This window comes from Eubacterium sp. 14-2 (assembly GCF_000403845.2).
Taxonomy (GTDB): Bacteria; Bacillota; Clostridia; order Lachnospirales; family Lachnospiraceae; genus Petralouisia.
The window spans coordinates 218274-242187 of the sequence record NZ_KE159567.1; the positions used below are offsets into that span (position 1 = coordinate 218274).

The window sequence follows — 23914 nt, forward strand, 5'->3', positions numbered from 1 at the left end:
AGGAAACGAAATGAAGAAAAAGTTTTTGTCAAAGAAGCACATGGCAGTTCTGCTTTCAGCGGCATTGGCAGCAGGAAGCCTTTCCTTTGTGCCGGCAGAGTATGAAGGCCTGTCCATGGTGCATGCCCAGGAGGAGAGTGAAGAAACTGCAACACCTGCATTCGCAGAGGATAATCCAACAATAATGACCAGCGGGGACGAAGGAGCGCTGAAAATAACAGGGCTGGAAGCAGGAAGTACAGTTACCTGGACAAGCGACAACAAGGGCGTTATTGATTTTGTAACAGAAGGTGCCGAAGAAAAACAGGAAGAGGCCGAAGAAGCCACTGCTGAAACAACAGTAGAAGCGGAAGCAACAGAAACAACTGTAAAAGTAAAAGCAGGTGTTGCAGGAAAAGCAACAATCACCGCAACGGTAAAAGAAAAAGCAGAAGCGGAAGCAGCACAGGAGCAGGAGGGAGAAAGTACACCGCTCACCTGTGAGATTACCGTTAATTTCAAATTAGAGGGTGTGGAAGAAGGAAACGTAAATCTGGATCTAAAAGAGAACAAAACTGCAGAAATTATGGTAAGCGGCATTGCAGAGGGAACAGAACTGGAATGGAGTTCATCACTTCCTGCAAAAGAAGATCCGGAAAAACCGGATGAAGAAGGGGAACCGGAAGCACCGAAGGCGGAAGATGTTGCAACGGTAACTGTGGAAGAAAATAATACAACAAAAGCAACGGTTACTGCAGTCGCAGTGGGTGAGATCAACGTTACGGTAGCAGTAAAAGAAGAAGCAGAAGAAGTTCAGTCAGATGAGGCTCAGACAGAAAGCTGGAAACAGCAGACTTTTACTGTAAAAGTAACAGAAGGTCAGACAGAGGATCCCACACCGGAACAGCCTGGTCCTGAGCAGCCAACGCCGGAACAGCCAGCTCCCGAGCAGCCAGCGCCGGAACAGCCTAAACCGGAACAGCCCGGCGGAGACACCGGCACAAACACACCGGCAGCAGTCAGCGGTATCACCTTAAGCCAGACAGAGATTTCTCTGAACAAAGGAAAAACTGCGGTTTTAACAGCAACCGTAGCACCGGAAAATGCAGCAGATAAAACAGTTATCTGGAGTTCATCCAATGAAAAAGTAGCAACCGTATCTGATGGGACTGTAACAGCAGTTTCAAAGGGAACAGCAACTGTTACAGCAAAAGCAGGAGATAAAACAGCAACCTGTACGGTGACTGTGAAAGTTCCGGCTTCAAAAGTAACATTAAACACAAAACAGATTTATATGGTAAAGGGAAAGAGCGTTAATGTAAAAGCAACGGTAACTCCTTCCGATACCACAGACAGGACATCCTGGTCTACTTCCAACAAAAAAGTTGCAACTGTAAAGAATGGAAAAATCAGCGCAAAGAAAACCGGTAAAGCCACTGTTACCGTAAAAGCCGGAAGCAAAAAGGCAACGGTTAAGGTGAATGTGGTATCCAAAGCCAAAAAAGCCACAAAAGTGACTTTAAATAAGAAGAAAGCCACATTAAAAGTGAAAAAAACCCTTTCTTTAAAAACAACCCTGAAGCCTTCCAGCTCTACCGATACCCTGAAATGGACCAGTTCCAACAAAAAGGTGGCAAAAGTAGACAAATTCGGAACGGTAACAGCAGTAAAGAAAGGAAAAGCAACGATTACTGTGAAGACATCCAGCGGAAAGAAAGCCACCTGTAAAATTACAGTAAAATAGTCTGAAAGTAAGGTCTGGCAGATGAAAGGCGCGGGTACCCGTAAAAGGGTGCCCGTGTCTTTGTTTTTATCTTATAGGAAATTCCGTTGGATTTCCTATAAGATAAAATAATTATCGCACTGCGGTGGAAAACAATTATGCGCGCTGGTGCGAATAGAAGATGTCGATAAAGCGACCGCACGCGGCGCAGCAAACCCTTCAGGTCCCTCATGAATGAGGGATTCAGGGAGCCCCTGCGGATCTGTCCGCTTTGTTCCGAAAGAAAAGATGCCAAACCCCTTGATTTTTCCACGTTCAGATGATATAATATCAGACGGACGCTTTTGGAGCGAGTTATTTTTCTTAAGAGAAAAATGCAGGAATTGCCTGTATGGGCAGAAGAAAGGAGGAATTGCTGTGAAGGTAAGATCATCCGTAAAACCTATTTGCGAAAAGTGCAAAGTCATCAGAAGAAAAGGAAGTATCCGGATTATCTGTGAGAATCCGAAACACAAACAGAGACAGGGATGACAGATAACTATCTTATTTATGTGCGGCTGCAGTGAGACACCAGGATAAGTTGTTCTCACTGTTCATAATAAGCAGCGTGTACGGCTGTTTCCGGATTTTTTGATACCGAGGGAGTCCGGAGGATGTGCAGAACTGAATATTCCGCAGAGAACAAAGATATACACTCATTTCAGGACGAGCAACCGTAGCTGTATATGTTTGTTTTTCGTGTATAAGGCATATTTTGTTGCAGATATGCCTGCAATCGTTACGGACAGCCAGTTTGTGATACAGAAAGCAGCGGCAGTCAGCCGGCAGTCAGCCGGAAGAGTATGCTGGCAGGTGCCAGTAAGAAAAGAAAATTATGGAGGTGTACGACATACATGGCTCGTATCGCAGGTGTAGATTTACCAAGAGAAAAACGTGTTGAAATCGGATTGACTTATATTTACGGAATCGGGAGAGTAAGTTCCAACCGTATTCTTGCAGAAGCAAAAGTGAATCCGGATACCCGCGTCAGAGATTTAACTGACGAGGAAGTAAAGAGAATCAGTGAAGTGATTGACCGGACTCAGATGGTAGAAGGTGATTTGAGAAGAGAAATCGCCCTGAACATCAAGAGATTACAGGAAATCGGATGTTATCGCGGTATCCGTCACAGGAAAGGCCTTCCGGTTCGCGGTCAGAAAACAAAGACCAATGCAAGAACCAGAAAGGGTCCGAAGCGTACTGTTGCCAACAAGAAAAAATAGGCATTGAACACTGAATAAAAGCAGGGTGTGAACGCAGCCTGAATTTAGTGGGAAAACCGTTTCCGGAGATGGCGAAGGCAGACAGAACATCCAGGGCAGTACAGGGTAACTGCCTTTATAACATGATAATAAAACAGAGAGAAAGTAGGTTAGTTTAGATATGGCGAAAAACACTGCAAAAAAAGTGACAAAAAAGCGCGTAAAGAAAAACGTTGAACGTGGACAGGCGCACATTCAGTCATCTTTTAACAATACAATTGTAACGATTACAGATGCTGAAGGAAATGCTTTATCATGGGCAAGTGCAGGCGGTCTTGGTTTTAGAGGTTCAAGGAAATCTACTCCGTATGCTGCACAGATGGCAGCAGAAACAGCAACAAAAGCAGCTCTTATACATGGTTTGAAAACAGTAGACGTTATGGTAAAAGGACCTGGTTCCGGAAGAGAAGCAGCAATCCGTGCGCTTCAGGCATGTGGTCTTGAAGTAACAAGCATCAAAGATGTTACTCCTGTACCTCATAACGGATGTCGTCCGCCCAAACGTAGAAGAGTCTGATTAGGAGGTATAAGTTAAGATGGCAATAAACAGAGTTCCGGTTCTGAAAAGATGCAGATCCCTTGGATTAGATCCGATTTATTTAGGAATAGATAAGAAGTCCAACAGACAGCTGAAAAGAGCAAATAAGAAAATATCTGAGTACGGACTTCAGTTAAGAGAAAAACAGAAAGCAAAATTCATTTACGGAGTATTGGAAAAACCGTTCCATAACTATTATCTGAAAGCAGATAAGATGAAAGGCATGACAGGTGAAAACCTGATGATTATGCTGGAAAGCAGACTGGACAACGTGGTATTCCGTCTCGGTCTGGCAAGAACCAGAAAAGAAGCGAGACAGATTGTGGACCACAAACACATTCTGGTAAATGGAAAACAGGTAAACATTCCTTCTTATCTGATAAAAGCAGGTGACACAATCGAAATCAAAGAAAAATGCAAAGGTTCTCAGAGGTACAAGGATATTCTGGAAGTAACATCCGGAAGACTGGTACCGGAGTGGTTAGAGGCCGACCAGGAAAACCTGAAGGGTACCGTGAAAGAATTACCGAACAGAGAGGCAATTGACGTTCCGGTAAACGAAATGCTTATCGTCGAGTTGTATTCTAAATAATCATTAACAAGCAACGATACCCGAAAAGGAGGGACTTTGTAGTGTTCGATTTTGAAAAACCGAAAATTGAAATTGCTCAAATTTCAGAAGACAAGAAGTACGGCCGATTTGTCGTAGAACCACTGGAAAGAGGCTATGGTACTACACTTGGCAATTCTCTGAGAAGAATTATGCTTTCTTCTCTGCCAGGCGCAGCAGTCAGCCAGGTAAAAATCGAAAGTGTTTTGCATGAATTCAGTTCCATTCCCGGCGTAAAGGAAGACGTAACTGAGATTATTATGAACATCAAGAATCTGGCATTAAAAAACACCAGCCCAACAAACGAGTCTAAAGTTGCTTACATTGAATTTGAAGGCGAAGGCGTAGTTACAGCAGCAGATATTCAGGTAGATCCGGATATTCAGGTGCTGAATCCCGATCTGGTAATTGCTCATCTGAACGGAGGCGCAGATTCCAGACTGTATATGGAACTGACCATTACCAAAGGCAGGGGCTATGTGAGCGCCGATAAGAACAAGAGTGAAGATGTACCTATTGGTGTAATCGCAATTGATTCCATTTATACACCGGTAGAACGTGTGAACCTTACCATTGAAAATACACGTGTGGGACAAATTACAGACTATGATAAACTTACACTTGACGTATATACTAACGGTACGTTAGAGCCGGACGAAGCAGTAAGTCTGGCAGCAAAAGTTTTAAGCGAGCATTTGAATCTGTTCATTGATTTGTCTGAAAATGCAAGAACTGCAGAAGTCATGATTGAAAAAGAAGACAATGCAAAAGAAAAAGTTCTTGAGATGAATATTGACGAACTTGAACTGTCTGTACGTTCTTATAACTGCCTGAAACGGGCAGGAATCAACACAGTGGAAGAACTGACCAACAGAACGCCGGAAGATATGATGAAAGTTCGGAATCTTGGACGCAAATCACTGGAAGAAGTGCTGGCAAAATTAAAAGAACTTGGTTTACAGTTAAACCCCGGAGAAGAATGAAATTCTTCGGAGGGGTGCTGCTGAACGAACAGTTCTTTCCCATAGAGGACAGGGTTTATAAGACCAAAGAGCGTAGCCCTGCGCATTACATGTTCGGTAAATAAGACCAAAAGGCATTGCCGGATATTCAAAATGGAGGATTATTAAAATGGCTAAATACAGAAAATTAGGCAGAACTTCTGACCAGAGAAAAGCTCTGATCAGAAACCAGGTAACAGCATTGCTGTATAACGGTAAAATTGTGACAACGGAAGCAAAGGCAAAGGAAGTCTGCAAAGTAGCAGAAGGACTGATTGCCATGGCAGTAAAGGAAAAAGACAATTTTGAAGAAGTTACAGTAACTGCAAAAGTTCCCCGCAAGGACAAAGACGGAAAAAGAGTAAAAGAAGTGGTAGACGGTAAGAAAGTAACCGTATACGACGAAGTAGAGAAGAAAATCAAAAAAGACCTTCCTTCCCGCTTACATGCGAGACGCAAGATGAACAAAGTATTATACTCTGTGACATCTGTTCCCGCTGAAAATGCCGGAAAGAAGAAAAACACCAAAAAAGTTGATATTGCAGCCAAATTGTTTGACGAAATTGCTCCAAAGTATGTAGATCGTAACGGTGGATACACCAGAATCGTGAAAATTGGCCAGCGTAAAGGTGACGGTGCTTTAGAGGTTCTTCTGGAATTAGTATAGAATCGGAAAAAGATATTTTAAACACAGCCGCCGGAAAGAATATTTGAAATGTATTCTTTCCGGCGGTTATTTTTTGTAAAAATGTGACGATGTTATTAGAAAGGGAAAGGATTTCCAGAAAAAGTTTCAGGGAGGGAACAGCATGAGGGTAGCATCGTCATATAATGCAGGTGGAATGTCTGCGGGAAGTATGCAGGGAAGCATATCCACCAATAATACCAGAAAACGTACCGGAGCAGCCAGAAAAACCGGTCAGAATAAAGTGATAAAGAAAAGGGTGAATTATAATCCCAGAGAAATACGTTCCGCTTTACTGCGGGCTTCCAAAGCCCAGAGCGCAGGAAAAGTGCTGACTCAGGCCAAAGGAAAGCTGGCAAATCTTCTGCGGGCCAAGGGAACAGGCCAGTTCAATGAATCAGAACTTGCTGCCGCTATTATCCATGCCAAAAGAATGGTGCGGTGCGCTCATATGAAAACCCAGAACCTGAAACAGGAAGAACAGATGCAGAAGAAAAATGCCAGTGAGGCAAAGGCAGAGGAACAGCAGCGGAAAAATGATTTGAAACTGCGGATGAAACGGAAGGAACAGAATCTGAAGCAGAAAGCCAGAAATGAAAAGGCACAGAACGTTCAGAAACAAAAGCGCCAGCATCAGCAACTGATGCAGCGCCGCCGCATTCACCGCAATATGGAACATGAAAAAATGGAAGAAGCAGATCTTGAGTATAAAAAGAATATGGGAAATGCGTCCCGGGATAATTCCTGCGGGATGGAATTTGAGCCCATACAGTTTCCAACAGCAGGAGTAGAGCTGGAATTAAGCGCTGACGGAATGAAACTGACAGAAGCCCAGATTGAACAGCAAATTGAACAGGAAATAGCCATGGCCATGGCAGCAGAATTTTCAGCAGCCAGCCCATCCGTACCGGTAACATCAACGGGAGCAGAAACAGCCGCAGCCGGCGGCAGCACCGGGGCAGGAGGAGAAGTACCGGTGATGGATGTGGCTTCCGGCGGGATTTAGGAAGAGCGGATTATTTAAGTATGATAGGCGGATTGTAAGTATGGAGAAACTCGGTAAAAACTGAATTGCAGCATTTTGAAGAGGTCTTTTGTGATATAATAAAAAGTCACAGGAGGCCTTAAATTATGACAGACAGCAAAAGATATTTGAAATGCGACGTTTATACCCAGTAAAAATATATGGACAATTCATGTATTTTTTCAACAAAAGGAAAGGGATATGGTATAATATGTATAAAAGGAGGCGCTCTGAATGGGGAAAAAGTATGGCGCAGCAGTTATGGTATAATAAATACTGTGCTGCATAACCCTCCAGGGACATGAAATTCACAAAAGAGTAAGGAGTATGAAATGAATAAGTACAAATTAGGGGAGTTCATCCGGTACTATCGGAAGAAACAGAAGGTATCGCAGGCAGATTTGTGCAGAAATTTATGTTCTGTAGCAACCATGTCCAGAATTGAAAACGGGGAAACAGATACGCCTGTTATGATGGCTCAGACCCTGCTGGAACGGTTAGGTCTGAATGTAAACAAATTTGAACTGCTGCTGGACAGAGATGATTCCAGGTATTTTCGGCGGCGTGATGAAGTGGATGAGGCCATCTGGAAAAAGGATGTTCTTCTGGCCGAAAAAGAACTGGCTGCCTACGAAAGCATGGTGGATGATGATAAACTGCATCAGCAGTACATAAAGCTGCAAAAGGCCAAAATTCTGTTATTAAAGGCTGAAAATTCAGAAAAATCTTCAGAACCAATGGAGAAAGAAAATCTTTTTAATCAGGCAGAACAGCTTTTACAGGAAGCGGCAGAATATACGATTCCAAAAGATAACAGCGAGGAAGAAGAACTTCTGCTCAGTAAGATTGAAATCGAAATTTTGCTCACAAAAGTCCGCAAATATCATAAAGAGAATCTGCTTCGGGTGCACAGATATATGAAAAAGCACTATTCCATGGAACTGAAAGAGGAAATTTATCCCATGGTACAGCTGGAACTGGCAAAGATTCTGATGGAAGAGAAAAAGTATTCGGAAGCATTGCAGGAAATAGAAGATGGACTGGAAGTAACAGGCAATGGCAGAAGTTACTGTTATTGTGCAGATTTGCATTTTCTGTATGCGAAAGTTTTACCAAAACTGAATGTGGGACTGGAAGAACAGGTGCAGGAGGAATGTGTAAATCAATGTCTGCAGGCCTACTATCTGTATGATTTTGATGGTGATGAGCAGGCAGGGGAAGTAGAAAAATATTTGAGGGAGGTATTACAATGGGAGTGTATCGGGCAGGAGATGTAATTCGGCGAAACAGACAGGCTTTGCATATGACACAGGAAGAACTGTGTGAGGGAATCTGTAATGCACAGACTCTTTCGCGAATCGAAAATGGAAAGCAGAATCCGGGAAAAGAAGTCTATAAACGGTTAATGGAACGCATGGGTAAAGAGAAAAACCGGGCGTTTGCCATGGTTTCCGGGGATGATGTCCGGGTACTGGAATATGCCAGAGAGTATGAAAATGCGCTGCATAAATTTGAATATGAAAAGGCAGATGAAATTTTGTGTCAGTTGGAAAAAATGATAGATGATAGTGATACAAGTAAACAATATGTTATAAAAGGTAGAGCGATTCTGGATTGGAAATTAAAACGAATTACTCATCAGGAAGAAAGAAGAAAATTGATGGAAGGTCTAAAAATAACGATTGATTTTCCTGAAAAGCATGATTTTAGCAAATACCCCTTAATGGAAAATGAAATATCTATTTTGTGTAATATTGCTAACACTTATTTTTATGATAATCAAATCGAAGAAGCCATTATTTTTTTAGAAAAAATTTATGAAGGGATCAATAGTGGCTATCGTATATCAGAAAAAGGAAAAGTTACAGAGCTTCTTATATTAGATAATTTGGCAAATATGTATGGCGAATTAGGTGAACATTGGAAAGCGATTCAATTAGTTAAACAGGGACTTGTACTATGCAAGGAAGAAAAAACTTCTGGTAATTTGCCGCAATTATTGGGAGAAATGGAATGGAATATGGAACAATTGTTAGAAAAAAACGAGGAGGTTGATTTTACTAAAAAAGACTGTGAAAAGATTTTAAGGCAGGCATATTATATAGCTACTGCCTTAAAACAAAATCACAATGCATATCTTCTGAAAAATCATTATGAAGAATATTTTGGGAAAAAATTATAAATATTATTTCTGAACTTCAAGGTCAAAATAAGAATAAGTGGAAGCGGAACCAGAATCAGATGGGAAAAACTCGAAAAATGGTGAAATCACCGTTGCCATCAGACAGGTAGTAGCCATAAGTAAAGCTAATGTTTTCTTAAAACGTTTCATTGAGAGAACTCCTCCTTCGTATTTTTAGTCAGAATAGCATAATTAGGGAAAGAATACCATGTCGTATTTTGAAAAATTGTATGTGACAAAATTTTTCAGAATACGACATGGTTTTTTTGGAAAATTCTGCTATATAATAGTATCATATACTCATCCAACCACTATTGTACAAAAATGGGGGAAAAGTCTTTTGATTTATTTTTTGTATAAGTTTAACGAGTGGAGTAGTTAAAATATAGATACTCTGGAGCGATGGAGTATCAGAGGGATTAGGAGAGGTGGTTGGGTGAGTGATGGATAATCCACTGTTATCCTTTGATAAGATATTTTGATTTGATAATAAATACTTCAACAATACTCAAACCTTAAACGTAATATTAGGACAATATATGTGAATAATAAAATTTTACTATATGGTTATTTTGCTAATAATCTTGGAGACGATTTGTTTATAAAAGTTATTTGTAATAGATATAAGAATTGTATTTTCTATATTATTGAGTCGAAGCCATATACAGATACATTTTTATCCTTTACGAATGTAAAAGTTTATCCTTTAAAAAATATATTTGACATAAAGTTTGATTTACAAATACTGATTGGCGGTTCTTTATTTATGCAGCCTAGGGATGTTAATAAAATACATACCAAATTTGAAGATGTAAAAAAAACTAGATACTTTAATAACGTACCATTTATTATTATAGGAGCAAACTTTGGTCCGTATACGGATATAGAACACTATAAATTATATAAAAGATGGTTTTTGGACGTAGACGACATTTGTTTTCGAGATATACAATCCTATAATCAATTCATGGAATTGCCTAATGTCAGATGGGCACCTGATGTAATTTTTAACTACAAATTAGAAACAAAAAAAAATAAATCTAAGTCAATTTCAATTTCATGTATTTATAACAATCAGAGAATCGGATTGACAAACTATTCTCAGAATTACTATTATCAAAAGTTAGTAGATATTTCTATTTACTATATAGAAAATGGTTACGGAGTAAAGATTGCTTCTTTTTGTAATCATCAAGATGATTCTATAGCTGCTTATGACATTTTATTCCGTATGCCAACTAATTATCATAAATATGTTAAAGTTATTGAATATAACGGACTAAATTTAGAAAAATTTTTATCAGAATTTTTGGATGCTGAATATATTATTGGAACAAGATTTCATTCTATAATATTAGGCTGGATTGCTAATATTCCTGTGTTTCCAATAATATATAATGCTAAATCTTATAATATGATCAAATCATATCAATTTAACGGTAAATATTCTCATATTGAAAATTTGGGGAATTGTTCAATTGATTTTATAGAATATAATCGTAAGGAGTTATGCATTCCAGATTGTTCTAATTTGATCAAGCAAGCCGTCAAACAATTCAACTTTATTAACCTGATTTAATTTTGGAAATAATTGGAGAGATTATATATGATAGATGAATATATTATAACTGTTATTATACCAACATATAATAATGCAGAATATTTAGAACGTTGCTTACTTTCTGTTATTAATCAGAGTGTAAAAAATATAAAGATAATTATTGTTGATAATGGCTCAACTGATAATACATCTGGTATTATTCAATACTATATCAAAAATTATGATAATATTGAATGCCATATAACATTAGGGGGTGGTCCTGGTGCAGCTAGAAATATCGGTATTGCTAGATGCAAAACAAAATATATTACGTTTATTGATAGTGACGACTGGATTGATTTGAACGCCTATCAAAATTGTATAAATTTACTTGAGAATAATCCACAATGTGATGCTGCGATAATGGGAATTTTAACAGAATACGATTCATATTTTTTGTCACAAAAACGTTATTCATACGAAAAAGAAAATGTAATCGAATCTAAATTAGCACTTGCTTTATTAACGAATACATATAATTATTCTGAACATATTAGCCCGTTACTTGGCAATAAGGTATACCGAAGTAATGTGATACTTGATAATAAAATTTTATTTCCAGAAACATATTTTGAAGATAATGTGTTTATGTTTCAGTTTTTTTATTTTTCAAAGCATATAATACTGGTTTCTAGAAATTATCTTCACTATTATCAACGAAGTAATTCTATAATGCATAGTTTTTCTTCAAAACATATTTCTGATTTCTTTGAAACTTTTAAGATATTAAAATCATTTTTAAAAAATGAAAATAGATTTTCTGAATATCAAAAGTATTACTATGCTTTTTTTCAAAGAGGTTGCGCAATGTTACTTAATACATTATTTAGTGTTGAGCAAAATATTCAAGTACAAAAAAAATATCTTATAGAATTTATGAAATATATTGAATTAAACTTCGATGTTGATGATTTAATAAATAACATAGATATAAATTTGTTAAAAAGAATATGGGGAATCTAACATTGAACCGGAAAAGCAACACAAATTGCTTTCCGGTTCTGTAGTTTGTCCTAACAAATAAATTCACCCAAATATTGGAGATATTTCTCATCAAAAAGTTTTCTTTTTATAGGATTTAATTTTGATAGAGATATTCTAATATGTTTTAAAACGAAGTAGTTCTTAGTCTCTAAGATTTCATTTTCATTTTCCTTTATCCATTCTTCAATATAGCTTACATTTTCTGGTAGACCTAATTTCCCCATTGCTTCTATGATGCTAGCTGCCGTAAAATAATTTTTTTCTGAAGATAATTGTTTACATAAAATAGAGTTTGCTTCATATAACTTTTTTTCACCAATTATATCTGCAAAATGTTCTCGAATATGACAATCTTTATCCGTCATTGAAATGCCGATAATATTGTTGACCTCTTTATTATCTGTTGTTAATAAAAATGTTTCTAATTTATATCTATTTAGGTCTATTGTACCAAACTTTGAATTTTTGAAATATTGTACAATCCATGGCATTATTGTACTTAGACAACAATTAGCATTTGCAAATTTTAAAATAAAATCAATTTTATATGTTTGTATCTCAGCTTTATTCATAGACACATTTATAAAAAAATCACTAGTGAAATGGATAATGTAGGGAGAAATGTCACAATAAACACTACTTGATATTAGCAATTCGGCATAAAAATTAAATAATCCCGAAAGAGTTATATTACTTTTTGATAGTATACACTCTTTTATATTGTGCTCAAATTTTTTTAAAATATTATCTACTTCATTTTCGTTAAAACAATGGGAGTTTTGCATTATTTCAGTAATATATACCATATCATTACCAACAATATGGTGTAAAATATCGATAAATTCCTCTTGGTTATCATGTAAATAATCTATTATTCCTTTTATATTTAATATTTCATCAAAATCAGAAATAAATTGTTTTTCATGAAGTGATTGTTTTAATAAAGCAGCTAAATATTTTAAATTATTTTTTTCATATTCATGATATGTCAAATGTGTAATATCAAAAGGAACATTTGTACCTTTTTGTTTTAGTAAAAATATATTTTCTGCATCTTTAAAAGTGTGCGCTATACCCAATTCATAAAATACATTAGGATTGCAATTAGTTAAATCGACAATAATAAATTGGGCTTTGAGCAATTCTGTAAGAATTTTATTTATAATTGGTATAGAACCAGCAATTTCATCTACTCTAGTACAAATATAACCACTTTTACCCAATAAAGATTTTAATTCCCCATACACAATATCAAAATCATCTGAAAAAGGCATAATAAAAAAACATCTATTTTTTTCAATTGGAATTTTTACATTTCTAAATTGTTTGGGGTATATTTTATAATTGTCCATATAAACCACTCCACAATATAATTTTCTTAATTTTAAATATAACTCTTTGTTTGTATTGGCTTTTTATTCTAAAATAAAGGATAACAGTGGATTATCCATCACTTATTTCTTCATTCTTCCTCACCCTCCCCACCCAAAAACCACGCCGCCTCATCCCAGGATGAAGCGGCGCAGATACAAAACACCTGTTATACACTTTTCTGATTCTGACAGACAGATAAATCCTTTCGCGGATGCTTCTTTGTAAGAATGTCACGCTGTTTGGACATTGCCACATGAGTATAGATTTCCGTAATGTTGATGGAGCTGTGTCCCAGCATTTCCTGAATGTAGCGGATGTCCACATCGGATTCCAGGAGACAGGTGGCAAAAGTATGGCGGAACATGTGGGGAGTAATATGTTGGTCAATAGAAGCAAGCGCAGTATATTTGTTGATAATTCGCCGGACGGACTGGTCTGACAGCGGCTGATTGCAGTAATTGATGAAAAAACAGCCGCAGGCCTCCATTTCTTTTTGGTATTCAAGCTGGTATTCCTGCAGAATGCGGAGTACATCTTCATTGCCAATCTGAATTTTTCGTTCCTTTGAGCCTTTTCCGTAAATTAAGATGGTTTTATCATACAGATCCACATCGGATACTTTCAGGGAGCAGAGCTCGGAAATCCGTATACCGGTGGCAAATAGAAGTTCTGTCACTGCTATATCCCGTAAAATGTTACGTTGCTGAAAGGGTGTTTTGGCGGCAGCGCGCTGGCGGTACATGGCAGATAAAAGGGTTTCCAGGGTGTGGAGAGGAATGGTTTTGGGAAGAATGACAGGTTCACGGAATTTCACCTGAATTTTGTTGAAAGGGTTGAGAGAAATAAGGTCTTTATATTCTAAATAGTGGAAGAAAGCCTTTAAGGAGGCGATTTTCCGTTTAACAGTTTTGGATTTACAGATGGTATGGAGCGGGGCGATATAGGATTCCAGCAGTTCCGGGGTGATGTCTGTAAGCTGGGTGGTGGAGACGGCGGAAGAAAACTGGTTCAGATCGATGCGGTATGCTTTGAGGGTCTTAGAATCCAGACGTTTCTGGGACCGGCAGAATTCCAGGTAGGTTTCGATTGCTGTCTGTAACTGGTTCATGACAATTTCTCCTTTGTATGTGTGATATGAAGTATGCTTTGAATATGGTACTCGAAAGAGAATGATTTGGCAAGAAGGAAGAGGCAGGGTGCAGGAACAGGAATTTGACTGGAAAAGGGGCAGAAAAAGTGCGAAAAAAGATGAAAAGGGCAGAAAAGAAAGAAAAAGGTGGAAAAGGAAAAGAAAAAGACAGGATATGATAAGCAATCTGCAGTGACTGAAAATTCTTCGTCTCAGATGTGCCCGGAAAGGTGCTGTGAGCCTGAAGAAAGTTCTGAATCAGTACGTTGTCATGTTTTTGTCATATCCTGTCCGGTGTCATTCAGGTGCTTTATGGAATCCGGCAGTGTGTATTCTGCAAAAATGGAACTTCATATTCCATTTTACAGAAGCTGCCCTGTCAGATGTTTTGGAGTATTATCAGTTTACAGAGGCTGCTCCACCAGATGCTTCAGAGCCTCATATTTCATGAAATCTTCCATGGTAATGCCGCAGTCGCCGATTTCCCGCGGATTTTTCACGCCCTTTTTCCCATCGGCATGGTAATCGGAGCCGCCGGAGATAATAAGCCCCTGGCCGGTGTAAAGCTGTTCGACTTCTGCTTTGATTTCCGCTGCGGTCATGGTGCCGCTGTAGCTTGTTTTATCATAGGTATAGGAGGCCTCGATTCCATCCAGTCCCGCTTCTGTCAGAACCTGGATAAATTCTTTTCTGGTGAGTTCCTTTCCCTGATAAGTAACCGGCTCGGAAATCAGGTAGGGGTGGGCCAGAATAACGATTCCGCCCATTTTGTGAACTGCCTGGATAACGGAAACGGAGTCCGGTTTCTCACGTTTGATTACAATTTCTCTGGAGTTTTTCACAAAAAGTTTTGCGTCCTGCCAGTTTTCAAAATATCCTTTTCGTACCATCAGCTCGAAAATCATTTTTTTCTGTACCAGGTGATCCGGAATGGAATTGCCGTTGTTGTTCAGGACTTCCTGCCAGCTCATGGGCATTCCCTTTTCACTGAGAGCCCGAATCAGCTTCCGGTAGCTGTCTACCTTGCTTTTTACAGTAAAGGTGTCCAGATCAGAAAAATACGGATCTTCCCAGTCGCAGTGGAAGCAGACCAGATGAACGTCGTCAATATAGGTTTCACAGGAGATTTCAATGCCTTTGATAAGCTGAACGCCCTGTTCTCTGGCATAGACAAGAATGTCTTTTTCGCCCTGAGCTGTATCCACCACAGCCGGGGGAATGACGTCATGGTCCGTGATAGCGGCAATTTTTACGCCTCGTTGGGCGGCATGCCGGATAAATTCTGCCGGGCTGTCATTTCCGTCGGAACGGTTGGTATGTCCATGTAAATCACATTCATAATTTGCTTTCATACTATTCCCTCATTTAAAATTCTTTGCTGAGTCCTGAGAAGACTTTCAGGTGTTTCTGAACTTCCTGAACCACTGCCTGTTTTACTTCCGTGTCAAAAGGAATGGGCGCATATTTCTTATCAGAGAGAACCAGCTCACGGATTTTGTCCAGATATGCGTTTTTCACCAGGGTGGAGATGTTGACTTTCCGGCCGCCTGCGGCAATCAGCCGGATAAAAGTATCTGCGGACAGTCCGGAACCTCCGTGGATAACCACGGGCGTGGTTTCTTTTCCAAGGCGTTCCACCAGTTCAAAATTGATTTTAGGTACGCCATGGTAAATACCGTGGGCAGTTCCGATGGCGGGAGCAATGGCGTCAATCCGGGAACGCTGAATAAATTCCATGGTTTCTTCATAGTCTGCGCCCACTGCCGTATCGCTGACAATATCTTCTTCCACACCGGAAATGATACCGATTTCTCCTTCGATGGCCACGTTGCGTTCATGGGCATATTCTGCCAGTTCTCTGGTATTTTTGATATTTTCCTCAAAGGGCAGATGGGAAAAATCCATCATTATGGCGTCCCATCCCGTGTCGACGCAGAGCATTCCCAGCTCTTTGTTCCGGCAGTGGTCCAGGTGAAGCGCAACCTCGATGGGAAGGTCTTTTCGCAGAGAATCTACCATATCGTATAACCGTTTTGCGCCGAAATGTTCCACGGTTCCGGCGGATGTCTGAATAATCAGGTTTACGTTAAGCTGGCGGGCAGCTTCTGCAGCGGCATCTGCAGTCAGGTAATTGAAAATATTCACTGCTCCCACAGCAATATTTTTCTGTCTGGCTTCATTTAATACATGGATAAATCTGTTGTCTGACATATGTTATTCCTCCTTTTACAATATCATGCATGTATATACAGGAAAAGGTACAACAAAACTCTTCCTGAAAAACCTGATTTCAGCCTGGAAGCAGAGTGCAGTTTAGCTGAAATATGTATGTGTATGAAAAGCTGCAGAATGCAGTTATTCATACTGCAGGCGGATTTTGATTTTATCTCCCCGGAAGACTACTTTTGTGTATTCGTAGGGCTCGTCCGTTTCGGAATAAAGAATATCTTTCAGCAGCAGCAGAGGATATCCTTTTTCCACGTCCAGAAGGGCAGCTTCTCCTTCGGAGGCCTGCACGGATTCCAGAGTTTCCAGAGCCTTTTTCCGCTTGATACCGTAGTTCTGATTGAGGAGAATGCACAGCTGTTCCTTTTCCAGAGCTTCCGGCGTCAGTGTTTTACTGTAGGAAGAGTTTACATAGGAAATATGTATACTGATAGGGCCTCCCTTGATACAGCGCACCCGCTTGATTTTAAAAACAGGCGCTTCTTTGGGAAGTTTTAAATGCTTTGCAACGGTAGCGCTGCATGGTTCTATACCGCATTCAATAATTTTTGTGGCCACTTCATAGCCCATTTTTTCCAGCTGTTCCCGGATTCCAATGTAGGATGGGCTGAATGTTTCTATTTTTTCAGCTACAAAAGTGCCGATACCCTGCACCCGGTAAAGGCGTCCTTCTTTTACCAGATCTGTCAGAACAGAACGGACAGTCATGCGGCTCAGGCCATAGGTGGCGCTGAGTTCATTTTCTGACGGAATTTTCTTATTCGCTTCCCATTTGCCGGAATCAATGGCATCGATCAGGATATCCATAAGTTGTTGATATAACGGTTTGGGGTTATTTCTGTCTAACATTTATGTTCTCCTCCTCATCTATTGAAAACAGATGATTTGGCTGTCCGCTGCACGGAAGATACACGCTTCATCCTCTTTCAATACATTTATAAATGACTGTCTTTTCAGCCTTCTGCGGGCCGGTTTGAACCATCATCCATACTGTGAATGTAAAAAATTACCACATTAATATTATAGGATATTAGAGATTTACTGTCAAGATTGCGAAAAGGCCCCGGAGCCTTTTACATTCAGGGTAACCGGAGCCTTTGCTGTCTTCATTTCATATCGGCGCTGTGGTGGGCCGCTCGCGCGCGGAGAATGCGCTATGCGCATTCTTTTTTATTCATTTTCAAAGTCTGTGATTCTCTGCACCTTGGCCCCGGATCTTCCGTTAGGGTCAAAGGTCTGGGAGAGATATTCTTTTATCATGACTTTGGCCAGTTCGATGCCCACAACCTGGGCACCCATGGTAATGATATTTGCATGATTGGACAGCTCGGCTCTCTGAGCCTGATATACGTCGTGAATACATGCTGCGTAAGCACCTTTTACTTTATTTGCGGCGATGGATACGCCGATACCGGTTCCGCACAGGAGAATTCCGCGGTCAAATTCTTTTGCGGCAACTGCCTGGGCTACGCGGAATGCGGTGTTTGCATAGATGGGATCATCGCTGCCAAAATCAGACGTTTCATATCCCAGACTTTCCGTGTAGGCCATCAGCTGTTCTTTAAAATCCTGTGCGTTTGGATCACATCCAAATACGATTTTCATGATACTTCCTCCCTGACTGTCATTTTTACACAGGGTAAAAATGAGCGTATGTATAATTCTCACATGCAGCAGTGAAAGCAGATTTGAGGATTAACTCTGTCCTTTTGCCGCATTCATAAATCTTCTCTGGTAGCTGATAACCTGATTGGTGGATGTGAATCTTGCAAGATACTGGGGCTCAGCAGTGATGACTACTTTGTGATTCATATCCTGGAATTCCGGTTCAGCCAGAAGTTTGTCAATATCCGGATAGTTGTAAGGCCCTTCCATGGAGCATACGATAAGACGGGTATCCTTCATGTTGCAGTTTTTCAGAACCCGGAGGTTATGCCGCATACCGTCCAGTCCGTCGCTGCCCTGAGAGTCTTCAAAATGACGGTAGGTAATCAGATCCCGGCCGAAGCGAAGCACTTCTTCCAGTGAGATGCCTTTGTCTGCTTCAGTGTAATAGTCACAGGAAATAAAGTAATCCCGCAGCTGTTCTAAAACAGCGGAATCGCCGGAGGCATCATACATGTGAAGATAGTTCAGAATGGTCTGGGACTGTACCAGACGGTGGCGCAGGAAAGTATTGATAAAATAAGGTCTTGCCTGCAGTGCCATAAGGGTCTGGAAGGGCTCAAACATCAGTGTGAAGTTCACCCGGTATCCGTGTTCGTGCAGCTTCAGTGCCAGATTGTGGCCCCGCAGCGCATGTTCTGTCTCAGTCTGGTCGAAGCGCTTATCCAGTTTTTTACTGCCGGTCAGAAGTTGTCCCACATTCTGAGGTGTAACTGCGCCTGTGTGAGGCACTTTGATTACGACCCTGTATTTGGAGAACATTTCTTTGAATTTCTCAGCTTCTTCCAGAATCTTATTGAAATCTTCTTCAAAAGGATTGTTCAGCTCCACACTGATGTCGCATCCCGGCCCCAGAATTTTTCCGATTTCTGCCATAACTTCATCCCGGTTTTTGTAGACATTTCCTACATTGGCTTTGGGATTGTTCAGGAACAGGTCGTAAATAATACCGGGATTGCAGGTAAGATTGGAAAGCAGAGGACTGATGGGAGCCACTTCATAAGGATTGGCGCTGTCTGCGGAAAAAAGGACTCTGGTGGGACGCAGGATACCGTTTTTATCATAAGAAATATCTCTTACCAGATCTGCGCGGATAACCCCGTCTTTTTCCAGTACAAGTTCCCGTTTAAATCCTGCGGGCGTTTCCCCTTCCGGAACCTGGAAAGTTTCAGTTACATCTTTGAACTGGTCAGTTACACCGATGTATGTTCCAATGCTTTTAAGCTGCTGATATTCTTCCTGATCAAGGGGCATATCCAGAATCCGTTCCACCAGGGATTCCTCCCCCCGGACGGTTTCCAGTCCCAGTGATTTTAAATTGATTTTCATTTTCTTGTAACCTCCTGTCAGTAATTGCTCTCTGTCTGGAAGATGGTTTGTCCGAAAAACGTTACTGCCGACAGAAAGACCCGATATAACTATACATGTATATACAATTAAATATAAAGCAAAACAAAATTAAGAGGGCAAATAAATGTAACAGTGAGGGATTGTACTGTTACGGAGAATTTCTGTCAGTCCGGGAAGGAAAAGGGCAGGCAGGTAAAACTTTCCTTCCCGGAAACAGAAATCGTCCTGTTCTGCAGGCGTAAGCCAGAGGGAGGGCCTGTGCCTGCAGTACATGTATGACGGATTAGAAAATCTTTTTGTCCAGTGCGTCGTAAATGTCGCAGAATCTCTGGTAAGCTGCGTCATAAGCTGCGAAGTTGTCCGGATTCGGCGTGTATTCTTTGGTAGTGCGGACTACTTTTGCTGCTTCGTGGCAGTCTTTGTAAGCACCTACGCCAACGCCTGCGTAGAGAGCTGCGCCCAGACATCCGGCTTCTCCGTTTTCCAGAATCTGAATGGGGTGTTTGAAGATGTCAGCCATCATCTGGCACCACAATGGAGATTTTGCTGCTCCGCCGGCCAGACGGATTTTGCCGATTTTAATGCCGGATTCTTCTTCTGCACGGATAATATCGTACATTTCATAGCAGATACCTTCCATAACGGCACGGGCCATATCTGCCTTGGTTGTTCCCAGCGTCATACCAATCCAGGAACCTCTTGCTTTTCCGTTGATTCTTGCTCCGCCGGCGCCCTGTAAGAAGGAGAGGAATGTTACTCCGTTTGCTCCGATGGGGGAAGTTGCAATCTGGTCGTTAATCAGATCATAGGGATCTTTTCCGGAGGTTTTTGCTGCTTCTTTTTCATAATCGCAGAAAGTGTCGCGATACCATCTGTATGCAGATGCAGCAGTATTGGCAAATGCTTCAATGGTGAAGTTGCCGCATCCGTGATTGCCTTTTACTACCAGACGTTCTTTGGGGTCGCGGATGGATTTGTCAGAAACCACGAAGCAGGAGCCGAAAGTACCGAGTACAAGGGCAGCGTCTCCGTCGTTTACTGCGCCTGCGCCGAAGGTACAGCAGTTCTGGTCATGAGCGCCGATACAGATGGGAGTTCCAACGGGAAGACCTGTTTTTGCGGATACTTCTTCTCCGATATGTCCCACAACCTTACCAGGCTCTTTTACGATGGTGGCACGTTTGGACAAATCAATGCCCAGAATGTCATGGAGTTCTTTGGACCAGCATTCATTGTCAATATCCATCATACCTTCCCGGCTGGCGGAAGAGTAATCGGTATAATATCCGTCTGCACCGAATTTTTTCAGGAAATAATCCTGCATGGTGGCAAACATGGCTGTTTTCTCAAAGTTTTCCGGCTCATGGAGTTTCAGCCATGCCAGTTTTCCATTGGAGAAAGTGGTTCCCACCGGGTCACCGGTCTGTTTGTAAATTTCGCTTCTGGGAATTCTGTCTAACAGATACTGGATGCCTTCGCCTTCACTTCGTAAATCCTGCCATCCAACCCATGGGCGGATCAGTTCCCCGTTTTCATCCAGAAGTCCGATTACGGAACCCTGGCTGGAGAAGCCGAATCCAATGATGTCTTTGGGGTTGATGCCGGTTTTATCAATGGTGGTCTTAATGCTGTCATAAAATGCAGGAAGCAGGTCTTCTGTCAGCTGCTCTACATATCCTGGCTTCGGATAATAGCAGGGATATTCCCGGTAATCGCTTCCAATCAGTTTTCCGTCCAGATCAAAAATACAGGTTTTGCATCCGGTGGTACCACCGTCAAGTCCAACTAAATATTGTGCCATAATAAAATCCTCCTCGTTTGTTTGAAAATTTTTAAAACCCCGAAATATTTGTCAGCAGATATAAAAGATACCGTCCGTGCAGGTTCCGTTTTATCAGGTCAGTAAGGAATACAATGGCAATTTGTATTTGGGGTTTGGGGATGAACACTGCCCTTTCCGTATGATTCCATATCTGTTCTGTCTGTGTGTCTGTTCCGGTCTGCGCCGGAACCTGTTTGTTTTACATCCGATGTGAAAAATTCGTTACGGATTATTCTTTGTCACCAACGTAAGCCGGAATCAGGCCGATTTTTCTGAGATCGTCTACTGCGTCCAGAATTTCCATAGCGGCTCTCGTTCCGATAATCTCTGCTCCTGCCTGGATAAAGCAGAAGGTGTTCTGAGGTCTTGGGTCTTTGACGCCGGCAACTTTTACCTTTGTTTTGGTGCCTTCTACAGCGTCAACCATCAGCATAACATCCTGAACGGAAGGTCCTGCATACTGTCCGGTGGAAGTTTTTACCCAGTCAATGCCTGCTTCGCACACCAGTTTGGTGGCGGTAACGATTTCTTCTTTTGTCAGGAAGCAGGTTTCAATAATCATTTTGGTCATAACGCCCTGAGCAGCATCCACATAATCCTTGAATTCCGCACGGATTTTGTCGTATTTTTTGTCCTTTAAATCGCCTACATTCATACAGTTGTCCAGAACGGTAGCGCCCAGACGAACGGCTTCTTCTGTCTCAAATGCCTTTACTTTACTGGACTGCTGGCCGAAGGGGAATCCAATTGCTGCGCCTACCATGATGTCTGTCCCTTTCAGTTCTTCCGCTACGATGGGGGTCCATTCGGAAGAGGAGAAGCAGAAAGCCTTGCAGTTATATTCTTTTGCCAACTGGCATCCTTTGCGGATTTCAGCTTCTGTTGTCTGTTTTGGAAGTACGGAAAAATCGAATAATTTTCCCATATCCCATTTTGTCATTTTTGATAAATCAATCATTGAAAAACCCTCCTGTCATTTTCTGTCTGTGTTTATTTATCCCCGGTATAAGCGGGAATCAGTCCCATTTTCCTTAAATCGTCCACAGAATCCAGAATTTCCACTGCAGCTCTTGTTCCAATCAGTTCTGCCCCTGCTCTCAGGAAACAGAAAGCGTTCTGAGGTCTTGGGTCTTTCACGCCGGATACTTTGATTTTGGTTTTGGAGCCTTTCACAGCGTCAACCATCAGCATAACATCCTGAACGGAAGGTCCTGCATACTGTCCGGTGGAGGTTTTTACCCAGTCAATGCCTGCTTCGCACACCAGCTCGGTAGCGGTAACGATTTCTTCTTTTGTCAGGAAGCAGGTTTCGATAATCATTTTGGTCATAACGCCCTGAGCAGCATCCACATATTCTTTAAATTCCGCACGGATTTTGTCGTATTTTTTGTCTTTTAAATCGCCTACGTTCATACAGTTGTCCAGAACGGTAGCGCCCAGACGAACGGCTTCTTCTGTCTCAAATGCCTTTACTTTGCTGGACTGCTGACCAAAGGGGAATCCGATGGCTGCGCCTACCAGAAGGTCGGTTCCTTTCAGTTCTTCTACTACTACCGGTGTCCATTCAGAAGAAGAGTAGCAGAAAGCCTTGCAGTTGTATTTGATGGCTTCCTGACATCCTTTGCGGATTTCAGCTTCTGTTGTCTGCTTTGGCAGCAGCGCATAGTCAAATAATTTTCCCATTTCCCATTTTGTCAGTTTTGATAAATCCACCATAGTTAAATCCTCCTTTGTGTATGTAAAATTACCACCCTGCTGTGAAGGCACAGGCCCGGTCAGGCATGTCAGCTTTCACAGACTTTTTTTACTGTCTCCATAATTCCCTGGGGATCCAGTCCGTAATATGCCAGAAGCTCTTCATAAGGCCCGTTTCCGGCATACAGATGGGGAATTCCGTGCATATGCAGCGGGACTTTCATGCCGGCCGCATTCAGTGTTTCCAGAACCATGGTTCCCAGACCGCCTTTTATATAATGTTCTTCCAGGGTCACCACACGCCCGGTTTTGCCGGCGGATTCCAGAATCATTTCCTCATCCAGAGGCCATACCGAAGGCATTCCAATCAGGTCTGTATGTATCCCTTCCTGTTCCAGCAGTTCTGCCGCTTTTATGGCAAATGCAGTAGCGGAACCTGTGGAGATAAGGGTTATGTCGCTGCCTTCTCTGATTTTCCGGCCTTTTCCGATGACAAAGGGCTCCTGTTCAAATAATACTTCGATTTTGGGATTGCCGATTCTCATGTAAACGGGGCCTTTGTGTGCAATCATTGCCTGGACAGCGCCGATGATCTCGCCGGGATCCTGGGGCGCCAGTATGGTTACTCCCGGAATCATCCGCATCAATGCGAAATCCTCCAGAGAATGGTGGGTTGCACCAAGGTCAGAATAGGTGATGCCGCAGTTTCTGCCTACAATTTTGGCATTCTGTTCCATATAACCCAGATCATTTCTGAACATTTCAAAGGGCCGGACTGTGACAAAAGGTGCAATGGCGCAGAATACGGGGATTTTTCCGGTTGCTGCAAGTCCTGATGCAATGCCGATTGCAGTCTGTTCCATTATGCCGCATTCAAAATACCGTTCCGGATATTTTTCCATAAATTCTGTAAAGCCGGAGCTTTTTCCGCTGTCAGCAGAGAGCACTACGATGTCTTTATTTTCCAGAGCAAGCTCTGTAACTGCTTTCCCGAAGGTTTTTCTGGGGTCCATCCATTCGCCCATA

General features: G+C 41.4%; 24 protein-coding genes. 12 read left to right on the plus strand and 12 right to left on the minus strand.

The features are described 5' to 3' along the window. Positions 1–10 precede the first annotated feature (10 nt). The 10 genes from C805_RS24975 to C805_RS08340 all read left to right on the plus strand — a co-directional run bounded on the left by C805_RS24975 (position 11) and on the right by C805_RS08340 (position 9043). On the plus strand, positions 11–1723 hold the full coding sequence (locus tag C805_RS24975; RefSeq protein WP_016213356.1) for an Ig-like domain-containing protein: 1713 nt from the start codon (positions 11–13) through the stop codon (positions 1721–1723). Positions 1724–2119: 396 nt separating this feature from the next. Continuing rightward, positions 2120–2233 (plus strand): 50S ribosomal protein L36, encoded by a 114-nt coding sequence (gene rpmJ, locus C805_RS0104110; RefSeq protein ID WP_031200784.1) that lies wholly within the window; start codon positions 2120–2122, stop codon positions 2231–2233. Positions 2234–2595: 362 nt separating this feature from the next. Further along, positions 2596–2964: a 30S ribosomal protein S13 gene (rpsM, locus tag C805_RS08305; RefSeq protein WP_016213357.1), complete on the plus strand. Its 369-nt coding sequence runs from the start codon at positions 2596–2598 to the stop codon at positions 2962–2964. Positions 2965–3124: 160 nt separating this feature from the next. Next, the gene (gene rpsK / locus C805_RS08310; RefSeq protein WP_016213358.1) at positions 3125–3520 is read left to right on the plus strand and encodes a 30S ribosomal protein S11; all 396 of its coding nucleotides are present in this window, start codon (positions 3125–3127) and stop codon (positions 3518–3520) included. A 19-nt stretch (positions 3521–3539) separates the two neighbouring features. Beyond that, the gene (gene rpsD, locus C805_RS08315) at positions 3540–4133 is read left to right on the plus strand and encodes a 30S ribosomal protein S4 (RefSeq protein WP_016213359.1); all 594 of its coding nucleotides are present in this window, start codon (positions 3540–3542) and stop codon (positions 4131–4133) included. 41 nt (positions 4134–4174) lie between these two features. Further along, positions 4175–5134, plus strand: coding sequence for a DNA-directed RNA polymerase subunit alpha (locus tag C805_RS08320; protein WP_016213360.1), 960 nt, complete (start codon positions 4175–4177; stop codon positions 5132–5134). A gap of 148 nt (positions 5135–5282) precedes the next feature. Further along, positions 5283–5819 (plus strand): bL17 family ribosomal protein, encoded by a 537-nt coding sequence (locus C805_RS08325; RefSeq protein ID WP_016213362.1) that lies wholly within the window; start codon positions 5283–5285, stop codon positions 5817–5819. 142 nt (positions 5820–5961) lie between these two features. After that, positions 5962–6843: a hypothetical protein gene (locus tag C805_RS08330; RefSeq protein ID WP_016213363.1), complete on the plus strand. Its 882-nt coding sequence runs from the start codon at positions 5962–5964 to the stop codon at positions 6841–6843. A gap of 350 nt (positions 6844–7193) precedes the next feature. After that, positions 7194–8138 (plus strand): helix-turn-helix domain-containing protein, encoded by a 945-nt coding sequence (locus C805_RS08335; protein WP_016213364.1) that lies wholly within the window; start codon positions 7194–7196, stop codon positions 8136–8138. Further along, entirely contained in the window at positions 8111–9043 is a 933-nt protein-coding gene (locus C805_RS08340) for a helix-turn-helix transcriptional regulator (protein WP_016213365.1), read from the plus strand. The genes C805_RS08335 and C805_RS08340 overlap by 28 nt, the downstream gene beginning before the upstream one ends. A 3-nt stretch (positions 9044–9046) precedes the next feature. Here the strand turns inward: C805_RS08340 and C805_RS26210 are convergent, their stop codons facing one another. Continuing rightward, on the minus strand, positions 9047–9193 hold the full coding sequence (locus C805_RS26210; protein WP_016213366.1) for a hypothetical protein: 147 nt from the start codon (positions 9191–9193) through the stop codon (positions 9047–9049). A gap of 391 nt (positions 9194–9584) precedes the next feature. Between C805_RS26210 and C805_RS08345 the strand changes: the two genes are divergently transcribed. Beyond that, on the plus strand, positions 9585–10622 hold the full coding sequence (locus tag C805_RS08345) for a polysaccharide pyruvyl transferase family protein (protein WP_016213367.1): 1038 nt from the start codon (positions 9585–9587) through the stop codon (positions 10620–10622). 27 nt (positions 10623–10649) lie between these two features. After that, the gene (locus C805_RS24980; RefSeq protein ID WP_016213368.1) at positions 10650–11606 is read left to right on the plus strand and encodes a glycosyltransferase family 2 protein; all 957 of its coding nucleotides are present in this window, start codon (positions 10650–10652) and stop codon (positions 11604–11606) included. A gap of 50 nt (positions 11607–11656) precedes the next feature. Here the strand turns inward: C805_RS24980 and C805_RS08355 are convergent, their stop codons facing one another. The 11 genes from C805_RS08355 to C805_RS08405 form a co-directional block, all read right to left on the minus strand. Beyond that, entirely contained in the window at positions 11657–12979 is a 1323-nt protein-coding gene (locus tag C805_RS08355; RefSeq protein ID WP_016213369.1) for a HEAT repeat domain-containing protein, read from the minus strand. A gap of 188 nt (positions 12980–13167) precedes the next feature. Further along, positions 13168–14109, minus strand: coding sequence for a tyrosine-type recombinase/integrase (locus C805_RS08360; protein WP_016213370.1), 942 nt, complete (start codon positions 14107–14109; stop codon positions 13168–13170). A gap of 425 nt (positions 14110–14534) precedes the next feature. Further along, a complete protein-coding gene (locus C805_RS08365; protein WP_016213371.1) occupies positions 14535–15482 on the minus strand; it encodes a PHP domain-containing protein in 948 nt (315 codons plus the stop codon). 13 nt (positions 15483–15495) lie between these two features. Beyond that, the gene (locus C805_RS08370) at positions 15496–16341 is read right to left on the minus strand and encodes a class II fructose-bisphosphate aldolase (protein WP_016213372.1); all 846 of its coding nucleotides are present in this window, start codon (positions 16339–16341) and stop codon (positions 15496–15498) included. Between the two features lie 144 nt (positions 16342–16485). Then, entirely contained in the window at positions 16486–17205 is a 720-nt protein-coding gene (locus C805_RS08375; RefSeq protein ID WP_016213373.1) for a GntR family transcriptional regulator, read from the minus strand. Between the two features lie 321 nt (positions 17206–17526). Further along, positions 17527–17961, minus strand: a complete 435-nt coding sequence (locus C805_RS08380) for an RpiB/LacA/LacB family sugar-phosphate isomerase (RefSeq protein ID WP_016213374.1) — start codon at positions 17959–17961, stop codon at positions 17527–17529. Positions 17962–18051: 90 nt separating this feature from the next. Next, positions 18052–19350: a transaldolase family protein gene (locus C805_RS08385; protein WP_016213375.1), complete on the minus strand. Its 1299-nt coding sequence runs from the start codon at positions 19348–19350 to the stop codon at positions 18052–18054. A 304-nt stretch (positions 19351–19654) separates the two neighbouring features. Continuing rightward, a complete protein-coding gene (locus C805_RS08390) occupies positions 19655–21172 on the minus strand; it encodes an FGGY-family carbohydrate kinase (protein ID WP_016213376.1) in 1518 nt (505 codons plus the stop codon). Between the two features lie 250 nt (positions 21173–21422). Next, on the minus strand, positions 21423–22151 hold the full coding sequence (gene deoC / locus C805_RS08395; protein WP_016213377.1) for a deoxyribose-phosphate aldolase: 729 nt from the start codon (positions 22149–22151) through the stop codon (positions 21423–21425). A gap of 32 nt (positions 22152–22183) precedes the next feature. After that, entirely contained in the window at positions 22184–22909 is a 726-nt protein-coding gene (gene deoC / locus C805_RS08400; RefSeq protein ID WP_016213378.1) for a deoxyribose-phosphate aldolase, read from the minus strand. Between the two features lie 68 nt (positions 22910–22977). Then, positions 22978–23913: a transketolase family protein gene (locus C805_RS08405; protein WP_016213379.1), complete on the minus strand. Its 936-nt coding sequence runs from the start codon at positions 23911–23913 to the stop codon at positions 22978–22980. Position 23914: the final 1 nt, after the last annotated feature.